5 protein-coding genes are annotated in these 6,892 nt (G+C 71.2%); 2 read left to right on the plus strand and 3 right to left on the minus strand.

What is annotated here, in order from left to right; all coding sequences use genetic code 11:
* Positions 1–23 precede the first annotated feature (23 nt).
* Positions 24–1,241 carry a capsule biosynthesis protein gene (locus tag DSD19_RS10480; RefSeq protein WP_133260396.1) on the minus strand — a complete coding sequence of 406 codons (1,218 nt, stop codon included), beginning with the start codon at positions 1,239–1,241 and terminating at the stop codon, positions 24–26.
* A 176-nt stretch (positions 1,242–1,417) separates the two neighbouring features.
* Here DSD19_RS10480 and DSD19_RS10485 point away from each other — a divergent pair, with 176 nt between their 5' ends.
* Together DSD19_RS10485 and DSD19_RS10490 are read left to right on the plus strand one after the other, a co-directional pair.
* Complete coding sequence (locus tag DSD19_RS10485; RefSeq protein ID WP_165828104.1) at positions 1,418–2,539, plus strand: capsular biosynthesis protein; 1,122 nt, start codon at positions 1,418–1,420, stop codon at positions 2,537–2,539.
* Positions 2,536–3,330 carry an SDR family oxidoreductase gene (locus tag DSD19_RS10490; RefSeq protein WP_113669541.1) on the plus strand — a complete coding sequence of 265 codons (795 nt, stop codon included), beginning with the start codon at positions 2,536–2,538 and terminating at the stop codon, positions 3,328–3,330. Before DSD19_RS10485 ends, DSD19_RS10490 begins: the two co-directional genes overlap by 4 nt.
* 7 nt (positions 3,331–3,337) lie before the next feature.
* Here DSD19_RS10490 and DSD19_RS10495 read toward each other — a convergent pair whose 3' ends face one another.
* A complete protein-coding gene (locus DSD19_RS10495; protein WP_113669542.1) occupies positions 3,338–4,648 on the minus strand; it encodes an aminotransferase class I/II-fold pyridoxal phosphate-dependent enzyme in 1,311 nt (436 codons plus the stop codon).
* Between the two features lies 1 nt (position 4,649).
* Positions 4,650–6,892 (minus strand): type I polyketide synthase (locus DSD19_RS10500; protein ID WP_133260397.1); only part of this gene is annotated, 2,243 nt, incomplete at its 5' end.

Below are 6,892 nucleotides of genomic sequence, written 5' to 3' on the forward strand. Positions count from 1 at the left end.
TCTCGGGCGTGCGGCGCGGCCCGCTAGACCGCGAGGCGGCGGCGCATCTCGGCGATGGCGGCGGCACGGCCTTCAAGGTTGTAGAACGAGCCCTTGACCTGAATCGTCGACAGCGCCCGCTGGAAGCTCTGGAAATAGTCGGTGTCGACCGGGTCGGGCGCGGTCCAGAACCGGTCGAGTCCGCGGCGATGGGTCAGGCCCGGCAGGTCATAGACCGCACGGCCCATGGCGCAGACCGGCACGCCCATCCGCAGCGCATGGATGCCGACCGTCGAATTGACCAGAACCACCCCGCGCGAGCCGCCGATCAGCGCTCCCAGATCGCCGCCGCGGATCACATGCACCCGCTCGGCGATGCCGTGCCGCCGGGCCAGCCGCGGAATGCGCGAGAACCAGCGCCCAAGCTCGCTGTCCAGCGGATGCAGCTTGACCACCAGATGCCGGTCCGCGGGCGCGGTCGCGGCGAAGGATTGCAGGGTCTCGTCGAGGAACGAGATCAGGTCGGGATAATCTGACGAGGCGCGGATCTGGTAGTCGACCTCCAGCTGCATCGCGACCAGGTTGAACGGTGTGCCCCAGGCGGCAAGCCGTTCGGTCAGGGCCACGGCCGCACGTTCGCGGTGGCGGCCGCGCACCAGCCCGGGCAGCCAGCTGAGATATTCGATCACCGGCCAGTGCGGCCGGTCGGACACGTGCAGCGGGTAGAACGGTCGCCCGAAGCTTTGCAGCAGCGCAAAACTGACCTCGTTGAAGGCCTCGACCCCGAAGCCGAAGGGATAGAGGTTGCGCATGTCGGGGGTTTCGACGCCCTCGGCCAGCGCCTCGATCTCGCTGCGGGTCTTCGGAAAGGTCGAGAGCGCGCCCATCCCCTCGCGCTCCAGCGTCAGCCAGTCGGGGCGCAGATAGCCGAACTCGATCGCCCAGCAGCGGCGGCGCAGCCTGCGGCCCTGTTCCAGCGCGATGGCGTGATAGGGCAGGCGGTCGGCGTAATAAAGGATGTCGGTCACGCCCTCGCGTTCGATCAGGCGAAAGACGAAGCGGCGCCAGCGCTTCAGCCCGCCCTGAAACTCGATGGCCGGGCGGCGGCCCCAGAAGATCCGGTCGGCGAGGCAGAAATTGACCTTGACCACCCGGTGGCCGTCCGCCTCGAGCCCGGCGGCCAGATCGCGCCAGAACCCGGACGGGTGGCCTTGCAGCATCAGGAACACGCGACCCTTGCATGCCTCGGGATCGAGTGCCACAACCTGCGCGTGCTTGTGCGGCAGAAGGCCTCTGCGTGCGACAAACTGGCTTTGGAACTCCGTCAATGTCTCTGTCCCGTTTTCCGCTGGCTGGCCGGAGGATCGTTTTCCTGCAGGGACCCTCGTCGCCGTTCTTTCGTGACGTCGCAACGGCCTGCGCCCGCTTGGGGGCAGAGGTGCTGCGGGTTGGCTTTGCACCGGGCGACCGCCTGTACTGGGCGTCCGGCTGCGGTCGCTACATCGCCTATCGCGGGTCGGCAGAGCGCTTCGGCGCGGTCCTTGCCGACCTCATCCGGGGCGAAAACCTGACGGACCTCGTGATGCTTGGCGACGGACGTGAATATCACGCCAACGCTGTTTCGGCGGCAAAGGTTGCCGGCGGAATCACGCCATGGGTGATCGAGCAGGGCTATCTGCGTCCCGGGCTGATCTCGGTCGAGCCCTGGGGCACCGGCGGCCGCTCGGCGATCCCGGCCCGGTTCGCAGCCACGACAGACACACGCCCCGATCTGCCGGTGCCGGAGCCCGCGCCGGGGTCCTTCCTGCGCTATGCCGCCTTCGATGTGGCCTATCATCTGGCCAATGTGCTTTTCGGGCCGGTCTTCTATCCGCGCTACCGGCATTACGCGCTGGACAGCCCCTGGGCCGAATGGCGCGGCTGGATCCTCAAGGCGCTGCGCGCGCCCGCCCGTGCCCGCCAGACCGAGGCGGCGCTGGCGCGGATCGCGGCCCATGCCGGGCCGGTCTTCCTGGTGCCCTTGCAGCTCGATACCGATTTCCAGATCCGCGACCACGGCACCGGACGGACGCAGGAGCAGGATCTGGCGGCGGTCATGGCCTCTTTCGCGGTCCATGCGCCCTCCGATGCGCTGCTGGCGGTCAAGGAACACCCGCTCGATAACGGGCTCAGGCGCTGGGACCGGCGCGCGGAGCGGCTGGCCCGGGAGGCCGGAATCGACGACCGCGTCGCGGTCTTCCCCGGCGGGCGGGTCGAGGCGCTTTTCCCCGCGCTTGCGGGCATCGTCACCATCAACAGCACGGTCGGGCTGTCGGCGCTGCTGGAGGGCGTGCCGGTCAAGGTGCTGGGCCGCGCCGTCTACGACCTGCCGGGGCTGACCGCCCGCGCCGGGCTCGACGCCTTCTGGACCGCGCCCGAAAGGCCCGATCCGGCCGAGGCCGACCGGTTCCGCCGGTTTCTGCGCCATGATTACCATGTGCCGGGCGCCTTCGACGGGCCCGACGCGCAGCGGGGCGCCGAGGCGCTGGCCCGCTTCATCGCCGGGGAGAGACCGCAATGACCGATCCGATCCGTTCCGTGGTTCTGACCGGGGCCAGCGGCGGGCTTGGCCGGGCGCTGGCCGCCGAACTGGCCGCGCCGGGGCGCCACATGCTGCTGATGGGGCGCGGCGCCGGGCGGCTGGCCGAGGCCGCCGAGGCCGCCCGCGCGCTTGGCGCCGAGGTTCAGACCGCCGCCGTGGCCCTGACCGAGACCGCCGCGCTGACCCGCTGCCTGCAGGCGTTCGACGCGGCCCATCCGGTCGATCTGCTGATTGCCAATGCCGGGGTGAAGACCGGCAATCGCGGCGGTATCGAGCCCGCGGCCCAGGCCGAACGGGTGATCGCCGTCAACCTGACCGCGACGATCCATGCGGTGCAGGCGCTGCTGCCCGCCATGGGCGCGCGGCGCCGGGGCCGGATTGCCATCGTGGGCTCGCTGGCCGCGATCGCGCCGCATGGCGATCTCTTGTCCTACAGTGCCACCAAGGCCGGGCTGCAGGCCTATGCCACCGCGCTGAGACGCAGCCTTGCGGGCAGCGGGGTCCGGGTCACCACCGTCATTCCGGGTTTCATGGACACGCCGATGACCGACCGCCAGAAAGGGCCCGCGCCGATGCTGATGCCGCCCGAGCGCGCGGCGCGGATCGTGGCGCGCGGGCTTGACCGCGGGCGGGCTACCATCGCCTTTCCGCTGCCGCTGATTATCGGCGCCTGGCTGGGCGAACGGCTGCCTGCGCCGCTGGCCGACCGGATCATGGCCCGCTACCGGGCCGAGATCCTGCCCGATTCCGACGAGGCGGCGGGCGGTTAGGCCGGGCTCAGAAGCGGGCACCGCCGACCTCCCGGATGCGGGCCGCGGCCGAGGCCACGGCGGCGTCGATGGCGGCCTCGGAATGGTCGGCATTGATGAAGAAGCGAAGCCGCGCCTTCTGGTTGGGCACTGCGGGCGCGATGATCGGAAAGGCCTGGAACCCGTCCTCGAAGACCCGGTTCGAGGCCAGCGTCGCCTTCAGGCTGTCGCCGACGATCAGCGGCGCCACCGCAAAGCCCCGGCCGAGCCCGCAATCGAGCCCCTCCGCTTCGGATGCCGCCAGAAACCGTGCCGAGCGGGCCTTCAGCCGAGCCACCCGTTCGGGTTCGGCCTCGAGGATCTCGAGCGCGGTCAGCGCCGCGGCGGTGTTGGGCACCGACAACCCCACCGAATAGACGAAGCCCGGCGCGGAATGGCGCAGGATCTCGATCGCGGCTTCCGACCCGGCGAGGAACCCGCCGCAGGAACAGAAGGTCTTCGACAGCGTGCCCATCAGCAGATCGACCCGCCCGGGCGCGATCCCGGCCTCTTCGCAGAGGCCGCGTCCCGTGGCGCCCAGAACGCCCACCGAATGCGCCTCGTCGACCATCAGCCAGGCCTCGAACCGGTCCTTGATCCGGACCAGCGCGGCCAGGTCGGGAATGTCGCCATCCATCGAGTAGAGCCCCTCGACCACGATCAGCACGCGGTCATAGCGCTCGCGGTTGCGCGACAGCCAGTCCTCCAGCCAGGCACAGTCGTTATGGGGCAGGGAAACATGATCGGCGCCCGAGGCGCGCAGCCCCTCGAAGACCGAGTTATGGGCAAAGCTGTCGACCAGGACCACATCGCCCGGGCCGGTCAGGGTGCGGATCGCAGCCAGGTTGGTGGCATGGCCCGAGACCGTCGCCAGCGCCGCCTCGGAGCCTAGAAACCGGGCCAGCCCGGTTTCCAGCCGCCGGTGCAGGCTGAGATCGCCGCCGACCAGCCGCGAGGCCCGGGCCGAGACCCCGAATTCGGCCACCGCCGCGCCGACTGCTGCCGCGAGTCTGGGATCGCCGTTGATCGAAAGATAATCGTAGCCCGAGAAATTCTCGACCCAGCGCTCGCCGATGCGGACTTGGGTGCCGTCGACGGCTTCGGTCTCGCGGAAGAACGGGTTTTCGACATCGAGCGCGGCGGCCGCGCTGCGGGCCACCGCGACCTGACGATAGCCCGGATGGGTGGTGAAATCGGCCCGGCCCGGCCCGGCCTTGGCCGCCGTTGGCGCGGCGACCGCGCGCGGCGTTCCCGCATGAAGCGCGCGCAGACGGTTCAGCGTGTCGCGTGTGCCTGTCATCTCAGCGGCCTCCCGAACTGCCCTGGGCGCGTTGGCGGATCTCGTCGAGCTGGCCCCTGTCGAGCGTCCCGTCGGCCAGATGGCGGCGGGCCATTTCCTCGACCATGGCGTCCCCGGCGTCGGCCTCGGAGGTGCCGCTGGCCTCGATGATCCGGTTGACGAGCCCGGCAAGCGTCAGCCCCTCGTCGATCGACATGACCGGCACGGTCACGCCCAGCCGTTCCTCGACGGCCATCCTCAGATTGATCGCCATCAGGCTGTCGAAGCCCATCAGCTCCAGCGGCTGGCGCGGGTCGATATCGCCGGGCGCCGCGCGCATCAGCTGCGCCGCCTCCTCGACAAGAAGCCGGGTCAGGAGCTTGCGCGCCTCCTGCGGTCCCTTGGTCTGCAACAGCGCGGCCAGGTCGAACGTGCCGGGCCCGGTGGCGCTGGCGCGGATGTCGATCAGGTCGAACAGCGGCGTGCCCAGCACCGGCAGCGTGCCGGCCATCCGCGACCAGTCCATCGGCGCGACGGTCAGGGTCGGACCGCAGGCCCCGGCGGCCAGAGCCCGACCCAGCCGGTCCAGTGCGGCCTCTGTCGTCATCGGCGGAAGCCGCTTGGCCAGCGCCTCGCGCAGACCGGTTTCGCGGGCCAGATAGCCCGCATCGGCAATCGGCCCCCAGGCGATGGCAAGCCCCGGCAGACCGGCCTCGCGCCGCGCCCGGGCCAGGCCTTCGAGCCCCCGGTTGGCGGCCACATAGGGCGCCTGAGCGGGGTTGCCGAAGCGCGCCGCAATGGAACTGAAGACCCAGAAATGATCGAGCGCATCGGTCCGCGTCAGCCGGTCGAGCGTCTGCCCGCCGACGAGCTTCGGCCTCAGAACCGCCGAAAGCCGCGTCTCGTCGAGATCGGCCACCAGCGCGTCGTCGAAGATCGCGGCGGCATGGACCACCCCGCGCAGCGGCACCTCCGAGGCACGGATCTGCGTCAGCGCGGCGTCGAGCGCGGCGGCATCGGCCACGTCACAGGTCAGCGCCTCGGCCGCTGTGCCGAGCCCGTCGAGCGTGCCGGGCGCGACCGTGCCGCTCCGGCTCATCAGCCAGAGATGTTCGGCCCCCTGCGCCGCCAGCCAGCGCGCGGTGGCAAGCCCGAAGCCCCGGGTGCCGCCCACCACCAGCCAGCCGCCCCGGATCGGGGCCGCCGCGGGCCGGGCGGTTCCGCGCTCTTTCGGCGCGGTCAGGACGATCTTGCCGACATGGGCCGCGCGCTGCATCGTGCGGATCGCCTCTGCCACATCCTCGGCCGGGAAGGCGGTGACCGGAAGCGGCTGATAGACCCCCTCGGCGAAGGCCTCGCGCAGGCGTTCAAGCGTGCGTCGCGCCGCATCGGGCCGGTGCAGCAGCAGCTGGTCGGCATCGACGGCGTGAAAGGCGATATTGTTGCGCATGGCATGCAGCGCGATGACGTTGTTTTCGTAAAGATCGCGCTTGCCCAGTTCGACGAAGCGGCCGAAGGGCACGAGGCAGGCCAGCGAACGTTCCATCGCCTCGCCCGCCAGCGAATTCAGCACCACATCGACCCCGCGCCCGCCGGTCGCGGCCATCACCGCGTCCTCGAAACCGGGGCTGCGGCTGTCGAACACGGCCTCGGCGCCCATCGCCGTCACCAGCCGCCGCTTGGCGGGGCTGCCTGCCGTGGCGAAGACCCGCGCGCCCAGCCTACGGGCGACCTGCAACGCGGCAAGGCCGACGCCGCCCGCGCCGCCATGCACCAGAACCGTTTCGCCGGGGGCAAGCCGGGCCACCTCGGTCAGGGCGTAATCGGCGGTGACGAAGACCACCGGCAGCCCGGCGGCGGTTTCCAGATCGACGGTTTCGGGCAGCGGCATCACCGCCTCGGCCCGGGTGATCACGCGGTTGGCCATCGCATGGGGCGCCATCGCGATGACCCGGTCGCCGGGGGCCAGCCCGGCCCGGGCACCCGCGCGGGTCACCACGCCCGCGCATTCCATGCCAAGGCAGGGGCCCGAGAACCCGGCCTCCAGCGCCTCGGGGGGCAGCACGCCCTGGGCCCACATCACATCGCGGAAGTTGAGCCCCGAGGCCACCGCCTCGATCTCGACCTCGGTCGGCTGCAGCGGGCGGTCGGGCAGTCCGGCCCAGACCAGACCGTCGAGCGCCACGCCCCGGCGCTCGGCCACCAGGCGGCGCGGGCCGGCCCCGGGGGCGAGCGGCCGCACCGGCACGACGCGCGGCGCGGCGG

The organism is Rhodovulum sp. BSW8, assembly GCF_003314725.1.
Classification (GTDB): domain Bacteria; phylum Pseudomonadota; class Alphaproteobacteria; order Rhodobacterales; family Rhodobacteraceae; genus Rhodovulum; species Rhodovulum visakhapatnamense.